We start from the raw sequence: 20,328 nt of genomic DNA, 5'->3' as shown, positions 1-20,328 counted from the left end.
GCAAATGCCCCCCTTAAAGCGTCGTATGGTTGTGATGCTATTCGGGGTATTTATCTTACTAGGCTTAATCTTTGCGTTTAACCAATTAAAAACATTTATGTTTAACCAGTTTATGGCTGGTATGGGTATTCCCCCCGCTTCGGTGACGACCATAGTGATTGAAAAGCAAGAATGGCAGCCTCGTATGAACAGTGTTGGTAACGTTCGTGCATTCCGAGGGGTTGATTTAAGCACCGAAGTTGGTGGACTAGTGGTGGAGGTCCCCATTAAATCTGGTATGGATGTTAAAGAGGGCTCATTACTGATTAAGCTCAATGACTCCGCAGACCTTGCTCAATTGAATTCTTTAAAAGCGATGGCCGATTTAGCCAAGGTCATTAATGAGCGAGACAAGGCGCAATTAGCTATTCAGGCGATTAGTAAGAACGTGTACGACACCAGTACTGCCGACATGAAGGCCAAACAAGCGCAAGTGGATCAGCAAATTGCTTTGATCGCCAAAAAGAATCTTAAAGCCCCATTTAGTGGGCGAGTTGGAATTGTTACCATTAATCCTGGTCAATACATTAATCCAGGCGATAAGCTGCTAACGCTTCAAACTATTGACCCTATTTTTGTGGATTTCACTCTACCCCAAAGCTCAGCTGGAATCATCGCAGTTGGCCAAACGATTGAATTACAGACCGATGCGTTTAAAGAAGTGGCATTTCTGGGAAAGATTACGGCTGTTAGTCCTAAGGTGGAGCTCAATACACGCAATATTCAAATTGAAGCCCAAATTAGTAACCCAGATAAAAAGCTGTTGCCTGGTATGTTTGCAAACGTCAATATTAATTTAGGCGATAAGGTTGAATTATTGACTTTGCCCCAAACCGCCGTTACTTACAACCCATATGGCAGTACCGTATTTATTGCCAAGAAAACCAATCGCCTAGATAAGAAAAAGGTTCCAATTCTAGAGGCCCAGCAGGTATTTGTAACCACGGGAGCAACTCGAGGTGATCAGGTTGCGATTCTTAAAGGTTTGGAGCCTGGTATGACTGTTGTCACCAGCGGACAGTTGAAATTAAAGAATGGCACACCGTTAATTGTTAATAACAGCGTCTTGCCATCTAATTCACCAGATCCAAAACCACAAGAGCAATGAGTCAAGATTTTCAGCGCCATCAATGGACGGATTTGTTTATTCGTCGCCCAGTACTTGCAATCGTGGTGAGCTTGCTTATTTTGTTACTGGGCTTGAAAGCAGTTGGGTCATTGCCTGTCAATCAATATCCACAAACTCAAAATGCCGTGGTAACGATTACCACCACCTATTTTGGGGCGGATCCCGAGACGATTGCTGGATTTATCACTCAGCCTTTGGAGGGGGCCATTGCTCAAGCCCAAGGCATTGATTACTTATCTTCAATTAGCATTAGCGGTATTTCAACAATAACTGCCACCCTGCGCCTCAACTACGATGCGAACCAGGCGCTAACTCAAATTAATACGCAAATTAGTTCCGTGCGGAACCAATTGCCACCCCAGGCGCAACAACCCATTCTGACCGTACAGGTCGGCCAAACCACTGCGGCAATGTATATGGGTTTTTACAGTGACGATATTGCCAATAATAGTATTACGGACTATCTATTACGCGTCGTCAAGCCTAAGTTGGATTCAATTAATGGCGTGCAAAATGCCGAAATCTTAGGTGGTCGTAAATTTGCCTTACGTGCGTGGCTTGATCGTGACCGAATGGCGGGACTTGGTGTTGCACCAGATGATGTATACGCAGCCATGGCAGCAAATAATTATTTAGCCCCTGTAGGAAGCACGAAGGGTCAAATGGTTTCGGTCGATTTAGTTGCCAATACCGACCTTCACTCCTTAGATGAATTTCGTAAATTAATCATTAAACGCAATGGCGCAGACATTGTGTATCTAGACCAAGTTGCAACGGTTACTCTGGGATCTGAGGATTACAACAACAATGTCGCGTTTAATGGCAAACAGTCGGTATTTATTGGTATTAAAGTTGCGCCCGATGCAAACTTGTTGGATGTAGCTAAACGAGTTCGTGATGCATTTCCTGATATTCAGAAGCAATTGCCAACTGGCTTAAATGCCAAGATTGTGTATGACTCAACCGATTTCATTAATACCTCCATTCAAGAAGTCGTCCAAACACTTCTAGAAGCTTTAATTATTGTGACGGTTGTTATCTATCTCTTTTTAGGTAGTTATCGTGCAGTTGCGGTCCCAGTGCTGGCAATGCCATTGTCATTAATTGGCACATTTTTCATGATGCAAGTCCTTGGCTATTCCATCAATCTATTAACTCTACTGGCCTTGGTATTGGCAATTGGTTTGGTCGTGGATGATGCCATCATTGTGGTTGAAAACGTCGATCGCCATATGAAAGAGGGGAAGTCACCGCTAGAGGCATCGTTGATCGCAGCACGTGAGCTCGGTAATCCCATTTTGGCAATGACGATTGTACTGATTGCGGTTTACATTCCAATTGGTTTTCAAGGCGGATTAACGGGCGCCTTATTCACTGAGTTTGCATTTACCCTAGCAGGTGCTGTAGCCGTTTCGGGGGTAGTTGCCTTAACACTATCACCAATGATGTGCTCACGACTCTTTTCGCAAGAGGAGGAGATGTCTTCGTTTGTGCAAAAGATTGATCGAGTATTTGAAGGCGTTCGACATTCATACCAAAACACATTACGAGACCTACTATCAACCTGGCAGGTCATCATCGTGATGGGAATTTTATTGTTCATTGGCGTTGTGTACCTTTATGCAACTGCACGTTCAGAACTTGCGCCTACAGAAGATCAGGGCATCGTTCTGGTTTCGGCCGTTGGTCCGCCGAATTCGACAGTGAATCAAATGCAAGGGTATGCTGATCAGGTTTTTCAGATTGCTAGTAAAGAGCCTGAATATAAGCAAATGTTTCAGATCACCAGTCCAAATTCAAGCTTTGGTGGTGTGATTATGAAAGATTGGGATGAGCGCAGTCGTAGTGCCAGCAAATTCCAGGAGGATCTGCAAAATAAATGGAATAGCATTGCAGGAACACGGATTGCTGCATTTCAATTCCCAGCCTTGCCAGGCGCCCAAGGCTTTCCAGTCCAAGTAGTCATTAATACGACAGAGCCTTATGCCAATCTAAATGAGGTATCGCAAGCAGTCCTTGATAAAGCAAGGCAAAGCGGCATGTTTTTCTTTGTTGATTCAGATTTAAAGATTGATAAGCCACAAGACGTGTTGCAAATTGATCGTGAGAAAGTAGCTGCTTTGGGAATGACTCAGCGCGATGTTGGTAATGCCTTATCCGCTGCCTTGGGAGGCGGCTTTGTTAATTATTTCTCAGTCGCAGGTCGCTCGTATCGAGTCATTCCTCAGGTGAAGCAAGCAGATCGTTTAAATCCGGATCAGATTTTGGACTACTACATTAAAACGCCAACCGGTGCCATGATTCAGGTAAGAACGATTGCAACTATACAAAGTCGAGTCGTACCCCAATCCATTAATCGCTTTCAGCAGTTAAATTCAGCCACGATTAGTGGTGTTAGCACTCCGTTTGTATCGCAAGAAGAGGTCTTGGATTTTCTGGAGACAGCCATTAAAGAAGCTGCACCATCAGGCTATTCGATTGATTATGCAGGCCCATCGCGTCAGTTTAAGGCTGAGTCTGGGGGATTTTTAGTAACCATGATGTTTGCTGTATTGATTGTGTTTTTAGTTCTTGCCGCTCAGTTTGAGAGTTTCCGTGATCCCTTGGTTATTTTGGTCTCTGTGCCATTGGCATTATTTGGGGCATTAATCTTTATCAACCTTGGATTTACCACCTTAAACGTCTATACCCAAGTGGGATTGGTAACCTTAATGGGATTAATTAGTAAACACGGAATCCTGATGGTGGAGTTTGCTAACGAACTTCAAGAGGCAGGACGATCCAAGCTTGAGGCAATTATTGAGGCAAGCAGTGTTCGTTTGCGTCCAATTTTGATGACGACCGCTGCGATGGTATTAGGCGTTATTCCACTTGTGATTGCATCAGGAGCCGGGGCTGCTGGACGCCAATCGATGGGGATCGTTATTTTTACTGGCCTTGCAATTGGCACTCTATTTACTTTATTCGTGGTGCCGGCGATGTATCTTTACATTGGCGCCGATCATCAGCAAAAGAAATTTAAGCAGGTTTAATTACTACTCAACCGCTTTGGTCAATTGGGTTGATTTACAAATTTGATCGTACCAACGGGCAATATGGTGTAACTCAGCACGCGGGCCAGTTTTATCGGGGTATTGATCGCTGAGCATGTGCCAGCGTTTTACGCATAGCGTGAGAGCGATGTCGCCCAAATGAAAATTAGACCCTGAACAATACGATTGTTTGCTCAAGACGGCATCTAAAATTCCGAGTAATCTATTGGATTCTTGAAACGCCTTGTGGATTGCCAAATAGTCTCGTTCAGCCTCGGGAACACGAGTTAAGCCTAGGAACGGAATTCGTAGTGCTGGCCACAAGGTCGACAATTGCCAATCGAGCCATTTATCGGAGGCTGCCATGGCTACCGTATCTACCGAAAAGCGATTTCGATCGGCGTACTTATGAGCTAAGTAGCGCAGGATGGAATTTGACTCCCAAAGAACTAACTCTCCATCGCGCAAAGTTGGTACTAATCCATTCGGATTAAGCGCTAAAAATTCAGGGGTTTTATTAACCCCGAATTGCAGGCCCGCATCGATTCGTTCAAAATCGCGTCCTTCAAGAAGACCTAACTCTGCAAGTATCCACAATACTTTTTGAACATTAATGGATGATTTTCTGCCCCAAAGCGTCATCATCATAGACTCCCTGCTGGATCAAATGCAAGTTGCGTAAATTGACTATGCGCAAACAGTAATGGCTGTAGCTCTGGGTCGTATTCAATCGCCAAAACGCGAGCTACGATAATTTGATGGTCGCCACCTTCATGAACTGCAACGGTTTCACATTCGTAGTAGGCGGCACAGTTTGCCAGTCGATATAAGCCACTGCTGTTGATACTGTGATTTAAATCAAGAATATCTTTCTTGATTTGTTTGGCAAAAATCAAAGCCAGATCTTTTTGACTAGCCTCAAGAACATGAATCAGTTGCCGCTGCCCAACGCTAAAGCAGCTTTTTAGATCCGACTGTTTCCCAATACTCCATAAAATAAGTGGCGGTGATAGGGATACGGTATTAAACGAGCTTACTGTAATCCCGACTGGCTTCATATCAGAATGAAGCCCAGTAATTACCGTGACTCCTGTGGGAAAGCTAGAGAATGCCTGCCTTAGCTCGAGGGAAGAGAATTGAGTTTGCAATGAAAACTTTACTTGGAGGAATTAATTTTGGTAGTTGGAATGGGAATTAATGCTTCATTTTCATCGGCTCTGACGCATTTGAATCGATAATCTTTGCCCGCCTTCGAAATAAAACTAGCACCGATGTAAAAGTCATCTTTGCAGACTTTATTTGCAAAATCCATCACGCGCTGAGGATCGGCGCCTGAGTTAATTAGGCGCATATTTCCAAGCGACATAGTCAGCTCAGTTGAAGCGCAAGCACTTAAAATAAGAGGGGTTGCAACAATTAATACAATACGTTTCATGAAAAGCCCCATAATCGATCCTGAACCAATAGGATAAACGGTTTTATAAAGTACACGCATTCAATTTTTAATCTATTTTGGAACCCGCTATGTTTAAAGCCATTTTAATTAATAAAGATGATCAAGGTTATTGCGCTCAATTAAGTGATGTTGATGAAAGCGCCTTACCTGATGGGGATGTTCGGGTTAAGGTCCATTACTCTACATTAAATTACAAAGATGGTTTGGCAATTACAGGCAAGGGGCCAATTGTTCGCCAATTTCCCATGATCCCGGGGATTGACCTAACTGGCAAGGTGATTGAAAGCAAAAGTCCTGAGTTTAAGATCGGCGATTTAGTGATATTAAATGGTTGGGGTGTGGGGGAGTCTCATTGGGGTGGGTTGGCTCAGTTGGCAAGCGTAAAGTCTGAATGGCTGATACCTTTACCTAAAGCCTTTACACCTAAACAATCCTTAGCAATTGGTACCGCAGGTTATACCGCCATGCTGTGCATTATGGCGCTACAAAGACATGGACTTAAACCCTCAGATGGTGAGATTTTGGTAACTGGGGCAGCTGGCGGAGTAGGAAGTTTTGCAATTAGCCTAATGCATCAACTTGGTTTCACCGTTGTTGCTAGTAGCGGTCGTCCTGAAGAGACTCCTTATTTAAAATCGCTTGGAGCAACTGAAGTGATCGATCGTGCCAGCCTTTCACAGCCCGGTAAGCCGCTAGCCAAAGAGCGCTGGGCTGGAGTGATTGATTCGGTGGGAAGCCATACCTTAGCCAATGCGTGCGCCGCAACCAAGGCGAATGGTGCAGTTGCCGCATGTGGTTTAGCACAGGGCATGGATTTTCCGGCGACGGTTGCCCCATTCATTTTACGAGGCATCACACTTTATGGAATCAATAGCGTTACTCAGCCAAAACAACAGCGCATTGAGGCTTGGGACCAGCTTGCATCCTTGTGTAAGCCTGATCAATTAATGACGATCGCCAAGGAAATTTCTCTTGGTGAGAGTATTCAGTACGCCGAGAATCTGATCGAGGGCAAAGTTCGTGGTCGGGTTATTGTGGACGTTAATCGCTAGAGTTTGCAGTCGCTTGTCGTAAGGCAAGAGTCAACCATACTGCTTCTTTATCGGCTTCACTCAAATCAGACCAGCTTGCAATTTCGTCAATACTGCGAAAGCATCCAAAGCAGTAGTTCGACTTTGGATTCATTTCGCACCAATTAATGCATGGTGAGCCAATACTGCCATCCAAGTTTCGAATCATCGATAGTTATCCGGGAAAATATTTCTTAATCGTAGTGACTGATCGTATTCAATGAAGTCAGGAATTTCACCTGCAAGTAATCGGTTCTTGTAAGACTGCCACATTGTAGGTTGAAATAAATCAGCATGGTGTTTAAGTAAAAGATCACGAATTTGATCATTGCCAAGTAAAAATGTTTTATAAGTCTCTGGAAAAATGTCTTTAGGGCCGATGCGATACCAGGGCTCGCTTGCCATCTCATCATCTTCATTGCGTGGCGCAGGCACTTCTCGAATTTCACAATCCGTTAAGTATTCAATTTCATCATAGTCATAAAAAGCAACTCGCCCATAGCGCGTGACGCCAAAGTTTTTATACAGCAAATCGCCTGGAAAGATATTGGCTGCAATTAGATTTTTAATTGCCTCGCCATATTGAATCACCCCATCTTCGATTTCTGCAGGCGATCCCTCTTGAAGACGAATATTGAGTGGGGTCATGCGTCGTTCGATATAAAGATGTTTAATCACTAACTCAGCATTGGGATCATTGCCACCGCAGAACTCAAGCAGTGATGCACAGTGTTCTTCAAGCTCGGCTAGTAATTCTGGGGTAAATCGATTTAATGGAAAGGCCACATTGGAAAATTCCAGAGAGTCAGCCATTCGTCCAACCCGATCATGCTGCTTAACCAATTGGTATTTCGCCATAATCTGATCGCGTGAGGTCTCTTTAGGCGGTGGAAAGTAATCCTTAATAAGCTTAAATACATAGGGGTAGCTTGGCAGGTCAAATACCAGCATTACTAAGCCTCGAATTCCAGGCGCAATCCGAAACTGATCAGTGGAATGCATTAGGTGATGCTGAAAGTCGCGGTAGAAGAGGTTCTTGCCATGTTTTTGCAGTCCAATCATGTTGTAGAGCTCGGCCCGAGGCTTATGCGGCAATAGACTGCGCATAAAAGTTACATAGGCTGATGGGACTTCCATATCAACTAGAAAATAACTATGGGTGAAGCTAAAAATAAGACGTAAATGAACCTCTGAAAGCAAAATGCCATCAATGACCAGTTCACCTTTAGAGTTATGCATCAGGGCCAACACCAATGGAGAAATCCTTTCTCCATTAATGATGCGCCCCATGATGTAAGCAGTTTTATTGCGAAAGAAAATTGTGCTTAGCGCATGAATTTGAAAATCCGTTGAGCTCGTGGTGCTCGAGAGAGACTCTTTGATTAGTTTAGTTGTTAAGTCAAGATCACGATCTAAATTTTCAAAGGGGTTTTTAAGATCAAAACTCGCAATTAAGCTTTTTAGAACGGGTTGAAGGCCCTGAATATCTCCAGGGTAGTACGCCCGGTACGATGGCTTTGAGGGCGCCTCATCATTTTCTAAATATTCGGTTGATATCGTGGGGCGGACAAAAATGAATTTGTTATTGAAATATTTGCTTGCAAGAATTCGTGTTGTAACCGAGTTAAAAAACGTTTCCGCTAACTCGGGTTGATGAAGATTGGATAGAAGTCCGATGTAATGCAATTTCACCTGTTGCCAAATTTCATCGGATAGGGCATGCGCATCAAACTCTTCTTCAAGATGGTGAGCTGTTTCAATTACCCGTTGGTCATAAAAGGTGATCCGATCACGTAATAGTTGGCGAATGCCATGCCAGTCTTGATTTTCAAAAGCTTCTTTGGCTAAGCGGCCAGCGTCTCTAAAAATGCTGTAATGGCGCATAAACCCCTGAAGTAGGGTTTGGGCCATATCAAAAGCGACTTGCGACGATAATAGTTTTGGAAACGGATTGTTCATACCAAGAGTGTATCTAGCAATTAATTAGGATTCAAAGATGACCCAGTCAGGACCTGCAGTTAATAATCATGCAATAAACCAATTGGTCTATCCATATGGGGAGACCCTAGTGGCACAGGGAGCTACGATGGAAGTTGCCCCCGGCGTATATTGGATACGAATGCCGCTGCCATTTGCCCTCGATCACATTAATTTGTGGCTCTTGCGCGATGAATTGGATGGTCAGCCAGGCTGGACCATTGTGGATTGTGGGATTACTAATGACCAGACGAAGTCTTGCTGGGAATCGATCTTTGCCAATCATCTTCAAGGCCTTCCTGTTTTACGAGTATTGGTTACCCATATGCATCCGGACCATATTGGATTGGCCCATTATCTGTGTGAGTGTTGGAAGGTTGGGCTATGGATTTCCATGAGTGATTTTCTGATGGCTCAATGGTTAAGCAGTAAAGAAGGAGGTGCTGCCATTGGTTCAACCCCAGGTAATGGCGGAACGGCCGATCATTATGCGCGTCATGGCTTGCAGCATGCTGAAGATCTTGAGCGGATTCGAAGTCGTGCAGACTATTACAGCCGTTTAGTCCCTGAAGTGCCTAAACGCTATCACCGCATCATGGATGGCGATCGAATTCAAATAGGTGAGCATGATTGGGTAGTAGAAATGGGGTATGGGCATGCACCTGAGCATGCCACGCTATATTGCGCATCCCTAGGAATCTTTATCTCGGGCGATATGGTCTTGCCCCGTATCTCTACCAATGTCAGTGTCTATGATGCAGATCCCGATGCAAACCCATTGGATCTTTATTTACGATCAATCGATCGTTGGCGCTTATTACCTGCCGATACTTTCGTTTTGCCATCGCATGGCAAACCATTTCAGGGGTTACATCAGCGAATCGAGCAGTTGCATGAGCATCACCGCGCTCGGTTGAGTGAGACCGTGATGGCCTGTAAAGAGCCGCGAACTGCCTATGAGATTATTCCAGTTCTATTTCGACGACCGCTCGACAACCATCAGCTCAGTTTTGCGATGGGCGAGGCTATTGCTCACCTGAACTATCTGTGGCACCAGAGGATTTTGCAGCGCTCTTTGGGCGCGGACGGGATTTGGCGCTTTTGCGCTCTTTCGACTTAGATTCTGAGGAACCTTCGGTGCTCGATGGACTAGGAGGATTGGCCATCGCCTCGCTAAATGATTTGATCGCCATAAGGGTGGCACGCTGCACTTCAAGGGTCTGAATGGTTGACTTTAGAACATTGAGGTTCATGCTCAGCCAAGACTCAACGCTTTTGAGGTCTTTGATACGCTTATCCAATTCCTCAATATCAAAGGTTGGCATTGCGCCATTAAAGCCTGACATGCCCCCACTCATGTCTGGCATAAAAGAAGCTCCAGGAGCCCCAGCGGCATTCTGACCCCACATCGTTTTGAACATTTCTAGGCTCTGGTTAAAGTCGGGTATCGCACCAAACATATTCTCTCCTCGCGGGCTAAATAATCACATTATCGATAAAATGATGGGTCAATGAAGATTAATACGAGTTCTGCGCCAATGCAATCCCAGGAAAGTCAATCGAAGTCCATTTCGCCATATACCCGAGGCGCTACCCTTCCTGCTTTGTTAAAAGAGAGAATCTTAATTCTGGATGGGGCAATGGGGACCATGATCCAGCAGAAAAAGTTTACCGAAGAGGATTATCGGGGTTTAAAAACCACTTCGCGGTTTGCGAATCATCCAGTTGATCTCAAAGGCAATAATGAACTACTTGTGATTACTCAACCAGAGGCCATCTTGGATATTCATCAGCAATACCTTGAGGCAGGCGCTGACTTAATTGAGACGAATACCTTTGGTGCCACTTCAATTGCACAAGAGGATTACAAAATGCCAGAACTAGCACATGAGATGAATGTGCAGGCAGCTAAGCTGGCAAGGCAGGCATGTGATCAATACTCAACATCGGATAAACCACGATTTGTAGCAGGTGCAATTGGCCCCACACCAAAGACTGCAAGTATTTCTCCTGATGTGAATGATCCGGGTGCTCGAAATGTAAATTTTGATAGTTTGCGGGCTGCTTATCGCGAACAGGTTGAAGGCCTTTTTGAGGGTGGCGTCGACTTGCTGTTAGTGGAAACCATTTTTGATACGCTCAATGCCAAAGCTGCATTATTTGCCATTGATGAGTTTTTTGAGGAATCCGGCGAGCGATTACCGGTCATGATCTCGGGGACGGTCACCGATGCATCCGGTCGAATTCTTTCAGGGCAAACGGTCGAGGCATTTTGGAATAGTTTGCGCCATATTAAGCCCCTAACATTTGGCTTGAATTGTGCGCTTGGTGCTGCGCTAATGCGACCTTACATTGCTGAGTTAGCACGGGTATGCGATACGGCAGTTTCCTGCTATCCAAATGCTGGCTTGCCAAATCCAATGAGCGATACAGGTTTTGATGAAACCCCCGAAGTGACCTCAGGACTTGTTGATGAATTTGCTCGCGATGGATTAGTGAATCTAGTTGGTGGATGTTGTGGAACAACCCCGGACCATATCCGTCAAATTGCTCAGGCGATGACCAAACGAAAGCCTAGACCTTTTCATAGTGACCGGACTGAGGAAATGGCATGAGCAAAGCGATGACCCGGCCAATGCGCCTATCCGGACTTGAGCCTTGCAATATTTCTCCCCAGATTGGGTTTGTAAATATTGGTGAGCGGACTAATGTAACTGGTTCAAAAGCCTTCTCACGCATGATTTTAAATAATCAGTTTGATGAAGCACTAGCAGTTGCTCGGCAGCAGGTAGAGAATGGTGCGCAAATGATTGATATCAATATGGATGAGGCCATGTTGGATTCTGAGGCAGCCATGGTGCGCTTTCTGAATCTGATTGCTTCAGAACCCGATATTGCTCGGGTTCCCATCATGATTGATTCATCGAAATGGACGGTCATCGAAGCCGGTCTGAAATGCATTCAGGGTAAGCCGATCGTTAATTCGATCTCTCTGAAAGAGGGTGAGGAGCAATTTAGGCAGCAGGCAAAGCTAATTAAACGTTACGGAGCCGCAACGGTTGTGATGGCTTTTGATGAAAAAGGTCAGGCCGATACCTATCAACGAAAAATAGAAATTTGCCAACGCTCGTACAAGATTTTGGTTGAGGAATTAAATTTTCCTCCCGAAGATATTATTTTTGATCCGAATATTTTTGCAATAGCTACCGGAATCGAAGAGCACGATAACTACGCTGTGGACTTTATCAATGCCACCCGCTGGATTAAAGAGTGCTTACCAGGGGCCAAAGTAAGCGGCGGTGTATCCAATGTGAGCTTCTCATTTCGGGGCAATGATCGGGTTCGTGAAGCTATTCATACGGTCTTTTTGTACCATGCCATCCAGGCAGGCATGGATATGGGAATTGTGAATGCCGGACAACTTGGCGTATATGCTGACCTCGACCCTGAGTTACGGGAGCGTGTTGAGGATGTGGTTCTAAATCGTTTTAAAGAAAAAGAGGGGCAAACACCTACCGAGCGTTTATTAGCGATTGCCGATCAATACAAGGGCGGAGGCATTAAGCAAGAAGAGAACTTAGTGTGGCGCGAGGCTCCAGTGCGCGAGCGCTTAACCCATGCACTTGTCCATGGCATTACTAATTTTATTGTTGACGATACTGAGGAGTTGCGTGCCGAAATAATGGGTTCAGGTGGGAGACCCATTGAGGTCATTGAGGGGCCGCTCATGGATGGCATGAATGTGGTCGGCGATTTGTTTGGTGCCGGCAAAATGTTTTTACCTCAGGTGGTGAAGAGTGCGCGGGTGATGAAGCAAGCCGTGGCTCATTTAATACCGTATATCGAAGAAGAAAAGAAGCAATTGGTTGCGGCTGGCGGAGAGAGTAAAGCCAAGGGCAAAATCGTGATTGCAACCGTTAAAGGCGACGTACACGATATCGGAAAGAATATTGTGACAGTGGTTTTGCAATGTAATAACTTCGAAGTGGTCAATATGGGGGTGATGGTTCCTTGCGATCAAATTTTGAAGAAGGCCAAGGAAGAAAACGCGGATATTGTTGGCCTGTCTGGATTAATTACGCCTTCGCTCGAAGAGATGACCTATGTTGCTCAAGAAATGCAACGGGATGCATACTTTAGGGATCGAAAAACCCCATTATTAATCGGGGGCGCAACGACTTCTCGTGTTCACACAGCCGTTAAGATTGCTCCCCACTATGAAGGCCCAGTGGTTTACGTTCCGGATGCATCGCGATCAGTTTCAGTCGCAGCCAGTCTGCTATCCGACGAGGGAGCTAAAAAGTTTGTACAGGATTTGTTGGCCGATTATGAGCGCATTCGTCATCAGCATGCGAATCGCAAGAGTACGCCGTTAATTAGCCTACAAGCTGCTCGGGCTAATTGTGAGCAAATTGATTGGGTGAATACTCAACCTAGCAAGCCAAAATTCATTGGTCGCCGGGTATTTAAAAACTATTCCTTAGCCGAGATTGCGAAGTTCATCGACTGGACTCCATTTTTTCAGACCTGGGATCTCGCAGGTAAATTCCCTGCAATTTTAGATGATGAAGTTGTTGGGGTTGAGGCTCGTCGGGTCTATCAGGATGCACAAGCCATGCTAGAAAAGCTCATTAAAGGCCAATGGCTTCAGGCTGATGCAATTATTGGTCTTTTCCCTGCTAACAGCGATGGGGATGATATTTTGTTTTATGCCGATGAGGAGCGCTCACAACCATTTCTTGTGTGGCATAACTTAAGACAGCAAGCAGAGCGCCCGGTTGTCGATGGCGTGATGCGTCCTAATCGTTGTTTAGCAGACTATGTTGCAAGTAAAGGCAGTGGCGTTCGAGATTACGCAGGGTGTTTTGCTGTTACGACAGGTCATGGTGTTGATGAAAAAGTCGCCCAATTTATGGCTAAGCATGATGACTACAGCGCCATTATGCTTAAAGCCCTAGCAGATCGTTTGGCTGAGGCATTTGCTGAACTGATGCATTGGCGGGTGCGAACCGATCTTTGGGGATATGTCGCGAATGAAGAATTAACCCCAGAGGACTTAATCGATGAAAAATATCAAGGTATTCGTCCGGCCCCCGGTTATCCAGCTTGCCCCCAGCACGATGTAAAGCAAGCGATGTTTGCTGCTCTGAAGGCCGATGAAATTGGTATGAGTCTGACAGAGTCATTGGCCATGAATCCTGCATCGAGCGTTAGCGGTTTTTATTTGGCTCACCCAAATGCCCAATACTTTAATGTTGGGAAGATCGGAGTGGATCAGGCAGAGGACTTAGCTAAGCGAAGCGGTCAATCGTTTGATCAAATTAAACGATCGTTAGCAAGCTCTTTAGATTAGTGATTCAGGTACCCCAGACTACAGGCTCTTGGCTTTCCTGAGCACGACGTAAAAGCTCAAGAAATGGATAAGCTCTTCTTCCCAAAGGGCTAAGATCAGCCGATTGATCATCATCACTAACGCTTGAACTCGATGCACTATTTTGTTCAGCATTAATTGCTGCTTGCAGTCGTTCGATATATCCCGGAATCTGCTCTGGAAGAAAAATACCTTGATTCTCAAAAGGGCGACCAATGGCATTAAAGATGCGATGGGTCAGATCATCAAGCATGATGACAGGGGCTGCATTTTTGGTCTGAAATTGATGAATCATATGTTTAGCTTACCATCACTGATAAACTTTCACTTCTATGTTGTCTAGTCAAAAAACTCAGCTCACACAATCCATTACCAATGCTCTCAACGCCCTAGCTCAAGAGCGTGGACTTTTGGCTGGAGAGTTTCCGATTCCGCATTTGGAGCGGCCAAAAGTTGCTGACCATGGTGATATTGCATGCAATATTGCATTGCAGATTGCAAAGGCTTGGAAGTCTAATCCGCGCGAGCTGGCACAAGCCATTCTTGATCACTTAAATCAATTTCCTGAATACGGTCAGTTGATTGCAAGTGCTGAAATTGCCGGGCCGGGATTCATTAATTTTCGTTTAAGTCTTGCAGCAAAATCGGCAGTGGTGGAGCTTATATTGCGTCAAGGTTCCCGTTTTGGCCGTCGGGATAGCACGGGGGCTCCAGACCCAAGCTTGCCAAAGCGGGCCATGATTGAATTTGTATCTGCTAATCCCACAGGACCCTTGCATGTCGGGCACGGCCGTCAAGCCGCTCTCGGTGACGCATTAGCCAATCTTTTAGATAGCCAAAATACCGAGGTTCATCGGGAGTTTTATTACAACGATGCCGGCGTTCAGATTCATAATCTGGCACTATCCGTTGAAGCTCGTTTGCAGGACTTAAATCCCAAAAGCGCTAATTGGCCTAAGGATGCTTATAACGGCGAATACATTGCTGAGATTGCTCAGTCCTATCAAATTAGTGGTCACGATTTATCGGATTTGGAGCAAATCCGTCAATATTCAGTCGCCTATTTGCGTAAAGAACAAGACATTGACCTCAAGACCTTTGGTGTTCAATTCGACCAATTTTATTTGGAATCCTCTTTGTACACCGATGGAAGTGTTGAACAAATTATTAGTGATCTTCAAGCGGTTGATAAAACCTATGAGGCAGAGGGCGCTTTATGGCTAAAGACCACTCTAGATGGGGACGATAAAGATCGTGTGATGCGCAAGTCCGATGGTACGTATACCTATTTTGTGCCAGATGTTGCTTATCACATTAATAAATGGAGCCGCGGTTTTGAGAAAGTGATTAACGTCCAAGGCAGCGATCACCACGGCACCATCGCTCGAGTCCGTTCTGGAATTCAGGGGGTTGCACAAAAACGCGATTGGCCAATTCCGACAACCTATCCCGATTATGTGTTGCATAAGATGGTGACTGTCATTCGCGATGGTGAGGAGGTTAAGCTCTCCAAACGCGTCGGCTCGTATGTGACTTTGCGGGATTTGGTCGAATGGTCTGGTGGCGTTCATGCGCAAATGAGCGATGCAGAACGCAATCTAGCCTTACAGCGTGGGCGCGATGCAGTCCGCTTTTTCTTAATCTCTCGCAAGGCGGATACCGAATTTGTATTTGATGTAAATCTAGCGTTGCAGCAAAATGATGAGAATCCCGTCTTTTATGTGCAATATGCCCATGCAAGAATTTGTTCCATTCTCCAGCAATGGGGTGGCGAGCCCAGCGCCCTAGAGAATGCAAATTTAAGTTTGCTAGATAGCAAAGCAGCCGATCACTTATTGCGGCGATTATCGGAGTATCCAGAGGTACTAGCCAATGCCGCCCATGACTTGGCTCCGCATGCGGTCGCCTTCTATCTGCGTGAGCTCGCAGGGGATTTCCATGCTTTCTACAACGCGGATCGCGTTTTGGTGGACAATGAGCAACTCAAATTAGCGCGGTTAGCGTTGCTAGCTGCTACACGGCAAGTCTTGGAAAATGGCCTAAAAATTTTAGGGGTTAGTGCCCCGAAAAAGATGTAATTACTCAGACGTAATTACTCTCTAAGCTCGTATTTTTGAGCAGCGGTTAAGATAGAGGGCATGGCCGACTTTAAATCATCTAGAACACCAGAAAAGCAATCTGCAAGCTATCTTCTAGGCTCCTCCGAGTCTGGCGGAATGATTATGGGTGTTCTAATTGGCGTTTTTGTTGGGGTTGGATTAGCGCTGATTGTGGCCTGGTATTTAATGAAATCTCAGCCACAAGAAAAGCCTGGTGTTCGGGCTCCAAATGCCCCAGCATTTATGAAGCCAATGCCGCCAAAATCGGACAAAGAGACCGAGGAAGAAACTACCATAGCACCGCCTCAGCTTGATCTGAATAAGTCTCTACAAACCAAAGTTCCAGGTATTGGTGGCGTCGATCCAGCGCGCGATCCGATTGCTGATATTGCAGCGGGCAAGACCCCAGAAACAAAGAACGAGGCAAAAGCTGACACTTTATTTTTTGTACAGACCGGAGTATTTAGCCAGCGCGCAGAAGCAGATGCCCAAAAAGCAAATTTAGCGATGCAGGGCATCCAAGCGCAATTGAGCGAGAGTGCCGTGGATGGCAATTCAGTTTGGCGAGTTCGAATCGGACCTTTCGGTAGCATTGAAGATACAACTTCAGTACGCAGTAAATTAACTATTCTTGGAATTAAACCAACCGTTATTCGTGTGAATCGATCATGAAATCTGTATTCAAAACTTTTGTTCTAATCCTGACTCTGTTTGGTCTTCAATCACTGGCATTCGCCCAAGCCCCCATTAAGGTTGAAGAGGGCTTTGATTACCGCGTTTTACCGATCGCTCAGCCAATCGATGTAAAAGGCAAGGTTGAGGTTATCGAATTCTTTTGGTATGGTTGCCCACATTGCTTTGAGTTTGAGCCTGAGCTAAAAGCTTGGTTAAAGCGCCAAAATAAAGATGTGGTTTTCAAAAAAGTACCAATTGCTTTTCGTGACGAATTAATGTCTCATAGCCTGTTGTTTTATGCCCTTGAGTCATTGGGAAAGGGCGAGGCTCTTAATGACAAGGTGATGCATGCAATGCATCGCGAGAACAAGCGACTTCTTAATGAAAATGATATTGCTGACTGGGTGGCAGCACAGGGCGTTGATCGCAATGCATTCTTAGCAGCCTATCGTTCGTTTTCTGTTCTCTCAAAAGCGCGTGCAGCGAATCAGTTGGGTAACTCCTACCGCATTGATGGCGTGCCAACGGTTGCAATCCAGGGTAAATACATTACATCCCCATCGATTGCGGGCTCGCGCGCCAAGTCCATTCAGGTCATGGATTTTTTAGTAAATAAAGTTCGTAAAGACGGCTACAAATAAATTTAGATCTTCACAAACTTGCGTAATATCCAAAAATAAATTGGGTAGGGCAAAAGGCGTAAGAACTTTAAAAAGCCTGAAAAGCGCTTCGGAAAATGAATATCAAATTCTCCACGCGCAATGCCATCCAAGATTTCATTGGCGGCGGTTGTCGCTGAAATCAAGGCTGGCATTTCAAAGTCATTTTGAGCAGTCGCTTCAGTTTCTACAAATCCGGGGGAGATCATATGAACCCCGATACCTTTTGGCTGCAGGTCATAAAACAAGGTTTCACAGAAATTAATCATTGCTGCCTTTGTTGGTCCATAAGCCAGCGCCTTCGGCAAACCGCTGTAGCCTGCAACACTACCAACGATTGCAATATGCCCGCTACTGCGATTAAGCATGGCCGGCAATACAGCAGCAACTGCACGCATCGGCCCTAAGATATTCGAATCCACCGTTTTTTGGGCATTAGCCATATTGAAAGTGTCTGCCCGCATCGGGATATAAATACCAGAAACAAAGAGAAGCAGATCAACACCGCCCCACTCTTTTTCTATCTTTTGATAAGCATCTTGAACATCAGCCTCACGCATGACATCAACGGGTAAGATTAAATGATCTTCTTTTGGGTAGCCTTGCGCGATTGCTTCGAGTCGATCAACGCGACGGCTTGACAATGCAACTCGCGCACCCTTTTGAAAAAGAGCCCTCACGCAAGCCTCACCGATACCACTGGATGCCCCAATCACCCATACACGTTGTTGCTTAAAGTTAGAAATCGCTGGCTGATTCATCGATTACCTTATTTAGGTTGGTGGCTAAGTGTAAATTGAACGACGTCAATATTTTGCTGTTTGAAGCCAGCTGCACAATACAGCAAATAAAAGTTCCATAGCCGGATGAAGGGCTCATCAAAACCAAGTTCTCGGATTTCAGGGAGTTTGTGATTAAAGTGCTCATACCAGATGCAAAGGGTTTTGGCATAGTCATGACCAAATGCAAATTCACACTCGATCTGAAGCCCAGCCTGTTGCGCATAGTGCTTAAAGGCTTCTCTAGAGGGGAGCATCCCACCTGGAAAAATATATTGCTGAATAAAGTCTGTACTTTTGCGATAGCGGTCAAACAAATTTTCTGCGATTACGATTGTTTGGATGCATGCTTTACCATTTTTCTTAAGACAGCGAGAAATTGTCTCAAAATACATTGGCCAATATTGCTCACCAACGGCCTCAAACATTTCAATAGAGGCAATCCCATCAAATTGATCCTTACAATCTCGATAGTCTTGCAGTCGTACTTCATGACGATTGGGCCATTGGTGATTCAAACGATCAATCGCAAATGACTGCTGTTCAGTTGACAAGGTAAGACCGGTGACCTGGTGACCGGCAAGCGCGGCTTCCTCCATAAATCCACCCCAACCACAACCAATCTCAAGAACCTTGTTATTTGGTTGAAGTGCTAGAGATTTCAGGATGTTTTGATATTTTGCCCGTTGCGCAAGCTCTAAACTAGTATTAGGATCGGCCTGAAACCAAGCGCTTGAGTAGGTCATGCTTGGATCAAGCCATAAGCGATAAAAAGCATTTCCCAAGTCGTAATGCGCATGAATATTTTTTTTGCTACCTGTTTTATTATTACGATTTAGAAAGTGACGAAATCGATATACCAAGGATCCAAACCAATTGCCATAAATGGCGCGCTCAAGAATATTGCGATTTTTGACTGCCAAATCGAGCAGTTTCTCAAGATGAGGACTGTCCCAATCGCCGCGGATATACCCTTCAGCAAAACCGATATCACCGTGTCGCAAAATATCCTGAAATGCTGACCAGCGATGAAACCGAATCTCGGCATGCAAAGAATCGGATCGGGCTCCAAATTCACGTTGCTCACCATTGGGAAAGGTCATCACCAGGTAGCCAGCCGATAATTGCTTTAAAAGGCGTTCAATGGTCCTCGCTGCAAGAGTAAGTTTTCCATCCGCTGGCAATTTCTCCGTTTGCGACGGTGATAATTTATGAAGCAGGGATTGTCCGGGCCGAATCATGAACTCACTTCAATTCTGGGAGGTGTTGGTTTTGAATGAAATGGTACCCCCTTTAGCCAAAGTTTGAGCGCTTGCCAATGAATGCGTGCTATGACCCCAAAGGTCATCATTGGGTAGCGAAGCTTTGCACGGTTTAAAGCAGAACGGGATAGGGGAAAATCTTGACCACTAATGCTGGTATAGATAAGCGGCTGATTGTCGGTGTACAGCTCAATACGACATACCGAATCAATTTTGCGTTGGCTATCTTTGGAAAACAGAAAGCGAAACCGATACTCGCCAGAAACATCACAAAATGGCGATACATGAAAAATCTTCTGACTAATAAGTGTCTCACCGGAATGTAACTCTGATCCATCTCTTTTATGAAGTAGGTAACAATGCCGCTCACCAAAGGTATTATTTACTTCGGCTAAGATCGCTCGTACAGAGTGATGTGCATCGGTGTAGATCCAAAAGCTGACTGGATTGAAAACGTAACCCAGTACTCTTGGAAATGTTTGCAACCAGATTTCACCTTCGGGGATCGAAATGCCCTCTTGGGTAAAAATAGATTCCGCCCATTCCAGGCTGTTTTCTGTGCCCTGACCATGATCATGGTCATAAAAAGAGTAAAAAGCCCAGCGGTTATCACCAACGCCGAATTGCTTGAGAAGATTGGGATTGCGATTTCGCTCTCGCATCGGGATCTTTAAGGTGAAGACCCCATAACTAAAGCGATTGCTCACCGGTCTTAAGCGGCTGTGCTTGACTTGACCATAATTAATGAGTGGATTAACCATCGCTTGGAATGCAAAAGCT

19 protein-coding genes are annotated in these 20,328 nt (G+C 45.2%); 9 read left to right on the top strand and 10 right to left on the bottom strand.

The genetic code is table 11. From position 1 onward, the window contains the following. The first annotated feature begins 4 nt into the window (after positions 1 to 4). The gene (locus ICV32_RS09675) at positions 5 to 1,147 is read left to right on the top strand and encodes an efflux RND transporter periplasmic adaptor subunit (RefSeq protein WP_215372717.1); all 1,143 of its coding nucleotides are present in this window, start codon (positions 5 to 7) and stop codon (positions 1,145 to 1,147) included. Beyond that, positions 1,144 to 4,200 carry an efflux RND transporter permease subunit gene (locus ICV32_RS09670; RefSeq protein ID WP_215370557.1) on the top strand — a complete coding sequence of 1,019 codons (3,057 nt, stop codon included), beginning with the start codon at positions 1,144 to 1,146 and terminating at the stop codon, positions 4,198 to 4,200. The genes ICV32_RS09675 and ICV32_RS09670 overlap by 4 nt, the downstream gene beginning before the upstream one ends. A gap of 3 nt (positions 4,201 to 4,203) precedes the next feature. Here the strand turns inward: ICV32_RS09670 and ICV32_RS09665 are convergent, their stop codons facing one another. From ICV32_RS09665 to ICV32_RS09655, 3 genes are all read right to left on the bottom strand, one after another. Next, the gene (locus ICV32_RS09665) at positions 4,204 to 4,848 is read right to left on the bottom strand and encodes a glutathione S-transferase family protein (RefSeq protein WP_251371859.1); all 645 of its coding nucleotides are present in this window, start codon (positions 4,846 to 4,848) and stop codon (positions 4,204 to 4,206) included. Continuing rightward, positions 4,845 to 5,258, bottom strand: coding sequence for a flavin reductase family protein (locus tag ICV32_RS09660; protein ID WP_251371858.1), 414 nt, complete (start codon positions 5,256 to 5,258; stop codon positions 4,845 to 4,847). The genes ICV32_RS09665 and ICV32_RS09660 overlap by 4 nt, the downstream gene beginning before the upstream one ends. Before the next feature lie 98 nt (positions 5,259 to 5,356). After that, complete coding sequence (locus tag ICV32_RS09655) at positions 5,357 to 5,635, bottom strand: hypothetical protein (RefSeq protein WP_215370551.1); 279 nt, start codon at positions 5,633 to 5,635, stop codon at positions 5,357 to 5,359. Between the two features lie 89 nt (positions 5,636 to 5,724). Between ICV32_RS09655 and ICV32_RS09650 the strand changes: the two genes are divergently transcribed. After that, the gene (locus ICV32_RS09650; RefSeq protein ID WP_215370548.1) at positions 5,725 to 6,708 is read left to right on the top strand and encodes an MDR family oxidoreductase; all 984 of its coding nucleotides are present in this window, start codon (positions 5,725 to 5,727) and stop codon (positions 6,706 to 6,708) included. Here ICV32_RS09650 and ICV32_RS09645 read toward each other — a convergent pair. After that, complete coding sequence (locus ICV32_RS09645; protein ID WP_215370545.1) at positions 6,698 to 6,895, bottom strand: DUF1289 domain-containing protein; 198 nt, start codon at positions 6,893 to 6,895, stop codon at positions 6,698 to 6,700. The genes ICV32_RS09650 and ICV32_RS09645 overlap by 11 nt on opposite strands. Beyond that, positions 6,892 to 8,685: a bifunctional isocitrate dehydrogenase kinase/phosphatase gene (gene aceK, locus ICV32_RS09640; protein ID WP_215370542.1), complete on the bottom strand. Its 1,794-nt coding sequence runs from the start codon at positions 8,683 to 8,685 to the stop codon at positions 6,892 to 6,894. The genes ICV32_RS09645 and aceK overlap by 4 nt, the downstream gene beginning before the upstream one ends. Positions 8,686 to 8,722: 37 nt before the next feature. On the opposite strand from aceK, the gene ICV32_RS09635 reads away from it, so the two are divergent. Next, positions 8,723 to 9,823 carry an MBL fold metallo-hydrolase gene (locus ICV32_RS09635; RefSeq protein WP_215370539.1) on the top strand — a complete coding sequence of 367 codons (1,101 nt, stop codon included), beginning with the start codon at positions 8,723 to 8,725 and terminating at the stop codon, positions 9,821 to 9,823. Here the strand turns inward: ICV32_RS09635 and ICV32_RS09630 are convergent. Beyond that, positions 9,729 to 10,163: a PhaM family polyhydroxyalkanoate granule multifunctional regulatory protein gene (locus ICV32_RS09630; protein ID WP_215370536.1), complete on the bottom strand. Its 435-nt coding sequence runs from the start codon at positions 10,161 to 10,163 to the stop codon at positions 9,729 to 9,731. The two genes, ICV32_RS09635 and ICV32_RS09630, sit on opposite strands and share 95 nt — an antisense overlap. Before the next feature lie 78 nt (positions 10,164 to 10,241). Between ICV32_RS09630 and ICV32_RS09625 the strand changes: the two genes are divergently transcribed. Together ICV32_RS09625 and metH are read left to right on the top strand one after the other, a co-directional pair. Beyond that, positions 10,242 to 11,318 carry a homocysteine S-methyltransferase family protein gene (locus ICV32_RS09625; RefSeq protein WP_215372713.1) on the top strand — a complete coding sequence of 359 codons (1,077 nt, stop codon included), beginning with the start codon at positions 10,242 to 10,244 and terminating at the stop codon, positions 11,316 to 11,318. Continuing rightward, positions 11,315 to 14,056, top strand: a complete 2,742-nt coding sequence (gene metH / locus ICV32_RS09620) for a methionine synthase (RefSeq protein WP_251371857.1) — start codon at positions 11,315 to 11,317, stop codon at positions 14,054 to 14,056. The genes ICV32_RS09625 and metH overlap by 4 nt, the downstream gene beginning before the upstream one ends. 4 nt (positions 14,057 to 14,060) lie before the next feature. Here metH and ICV32_RS09615 read toward each other — a convergent pair whose 3' ends face one another. Continuing rightward, complete coding sequence (locus ICV32_RS09615) at positions 14,061 to 14,369, bottom strand: DUF1840 domain-containing protein (RefSeq protein ID WP_215370533.1); 309 nt, start codon at positions 14,367 to 14,369, stop codon at positions 14,061 to 14,063. A 37-nt stretch (positions 14,370 to 14,406) separates the two neighbouring features. Here ICV32_RS09615 and argS point away from each other — a divergent pair, with 37 nt between their 5' ends. The 3 genes from argS to ICV32_RS09600 are packed head-to-tail and all read left to right on the top strand — an operon-like array spanning position 14,407 to position 17,489. Beyond that, the gene (gene argS / locus ICV32_RS09610) at positions 14,407 to 16,152 is read left to right on the top strand and encodes an arginine--tRNA ligase (protein WP_215370530.1); all 1,746 of its coding nucleotides are present in this window, start codon (positions 14,407 to 14,409) and stop codon (positions 16,150 to 16,152) included. A gap of 60 nt (positions 16,153 to 16,212) precedes the next feature. After that, the gene (locus ICV32_RS09605; RefSeq protein ID WP_215370528.1) at positions 16,213 to 16,845 is read left to right on the top strand and encodes an SPOR domain-containing protein; all 633 of its coding nucleotides are present in this window, start codon (positions 16,213 to 16,215) and stop codon (positions 16,843 to 16,845) included. Beyond that, the gene (locus tag ICV32_RS09600; RefSeq protein WP_215370525.1) at positions 16,842 to 17,489 is read left to right on the top strand and encodes a thiol:disulfide interchange protein DsbA/DsbL; all 648 of its coding nucleotides are present in this window, start codon (positions 16,842 to 16,844) and stop codon (positions 17,487 to 17,489) included. The genes ICV32_RS09605 and ICV32_RS09600 overlap by 4 nt, the downstream gene beginning before the upstream one ends. A 2-nt stretch (positions 17,490 to 17,491) precedes the next feature. Here ICV32_RS09600 and ICV32_RS09595 read toward each other — a convergent pair whose 3' ends face one another. From ICV32_RS09595 to ICV32_RS09585, 3 genes are read right to left on the bottom strand one after another with little or no spacing between them, the layout of a single operon-like run. Next, a complete protein-coding gene (locus tag ICV32_RS09595) occupies positions 17,492 to 18,268 on the bottom strand; it encodes an SDR family oxidoreductase (protein ID WP_215370522.1) in 777 nt (258 codons plus the stop codon). Between the two features lie 8 nt (positions 18,269 to 18,276). Next, positions 18,277 to 19,527, bottom strand: coding sequence for a cyclopropane-fatty-acyl-phospholipid synthase family protein (locus ICV32_RS09590; protein WP_215370519.1), 1,251 nt, complete (start codon positions 19,525 to 19,527; stop codon positions 18,277 to 18,279). After that, positions 19,524 to 20,309, bottom strand: a complete 786-nt coding sequence (locus tag ICV32_RS09585) for a DUF1365 domain-containing protein (RefSeq protein ID WP_215370516.1) — start codon at positions 20,307 to 20,309, stop codon at positions 19,524 to 19,526. The genes ICV32_RS09590 and ICV32_RS09585 overlap by 4 nt, the downstream gene beginning before the upstream one ends. Positions 20,310 to 20,328: the final 19 nt, after the last annotated feature.

It is taken from the genome of Polynucleobacter sp. MWH-UH24A, from assembly GCF_018687475.1.
In the GTDB taxonomy this organism is placed as follows: Bacteria; Pseudomonadota; Gammaproteobacteria; order Burkholderiales; family Burkholderiaceae; genus Polynucleobacter.
This window is presented reverse-complemented; position numbering and strand designations above follow the sequence as displayed.

Bases quoted from the DNA above. Each gene is read 5' to 3' on its own strand.
- ICV32_RS09605 (WP_215370528.1), top strand. From the start codon at position 16,213: ATGGCCGACTTTAAATCATCTAGAACACCAGAAAAGCAATCTGCAAGC.
- ICV32_RS09635 (WP_215370539.1), top strand. From the start codon at position 8,723: ATGACCCAGTCAGGACCTGCAGTTAATAATCATGCAATAAACCAATTG.
- ICV32_RS09630 (WP_215370536.1), bottom strand. From the start codon at position 10,163: ATGTTTGGTGCGATACCCGACTTTAACCAGAGCCTAGAAATGTTCAAA.
- argS (WP_215370530.1), top strand. From the start codon at position 14,407: ATGTTGTCTAGTCAAAAAACTCAGCTCACACAATCCATTACCAATGCT.
- ICV32_RS09675 (WP_215372717.1), top strand. From the start codon at position 5: ATGCCCCCCTTAAAGCGTCGTATGGTTGTGATGCTATTCGGGGTATTT.
- ICV32_RS09590 (WP_215370519.1), bottom strand. From the start codon at position 19,527: ATGATTCGGCCCGGACAATCCCTGCTTCATAAATTATCACCGTCGCAA.
- metH (WP_251371857.1), top strand. From the start codon at position 11,315: ATGAGCAAAGCGATGACCCGGCCAATGCGCCTATCCGGACTTGAGCCT.
- ICV32_RS09650 (WP_215370548.1), top strand. From the start codon at position 5,725: ATGTTTAAAGCCATTTTAATTAATAAAGATGATCAAGGTTATTGCGCT.
- ICV32_RS09615 (WP_215370533.1), bottom strand. From the start codon at position 14,369: ATGATTCATCAATTTCAGACCAAAAATGCAGCCCCTGTCATCATGCTT.
- ICV32_RS09655 (WP_215370551.1), bottom strand. From the start codon at position 5,635: ATGAAACGTATTGTATTAATTGTTGCAACCCCTCTTATTTTAAGTGCT.
- ICV32_RS09595 (WP_215370522.1), bottom strand. From the start codon at position 18,268: ATGAATCAGCCAGCGATTTCTAACTTTAAGCAACAACGTGTATGGGTG.
- ICV32_RS09665 (WP_251371859.1), bottom strand. From the start codon at position 4,848: ATGATGATGACGCTTTGGGGCAGAAAATCATCCATTAATGTTCAAAAA.
- ICV32_RS09625 (WP_215372713.1), top strand. From the start codon at position 10,242: ATGCAATCCCAGGAAAGTCAATCGAAGTCCATTTCGCCATATACCCGA.
- ICV32_RS09645 (WP_215370545.1), bottom strand. From the start codon at position 6,895: ATGATTCGAAACTTGGATGGCAGTATTGGCTCACCATGCATTAATTGG.
- ICV32_RS09670 (WP_215370557.1), top strand. From the start codon at position 1,144: ATGAGTCAAGATTTTCAGCGCCATCAATGGACGGATTTGTTTATTCGT.
- aceK (WP_215370542.1), bottom strand. From the start codon at position 8,685: ATGAACAATCCGTTTCCAAAACTATTATCGTCGCAAGTCGCTTTTGAT.
- ICV32_RS09585 (WP_215370516.1), bottom strand. From the start codon at position 20,309: ATGGTTAATCCACTCATTAATTATGGTCAAGTCAAGCACAGCCGCTTA.
- ICV32_RS09600 (WP_215370525.1), top strand. From the start codon at position 16,842: ATGAAATCTGTATTCAAAACTTTTGTTCTAATCCTGACTCTGTTTGGT.
- ICV32_RS09660 (WP_251371858.1), bottom strand. From the start codon at position 5,258: ATGAAGCCAGTCGGGATTACAGTAAGCTCGTTTAATACCGTATCCCTA.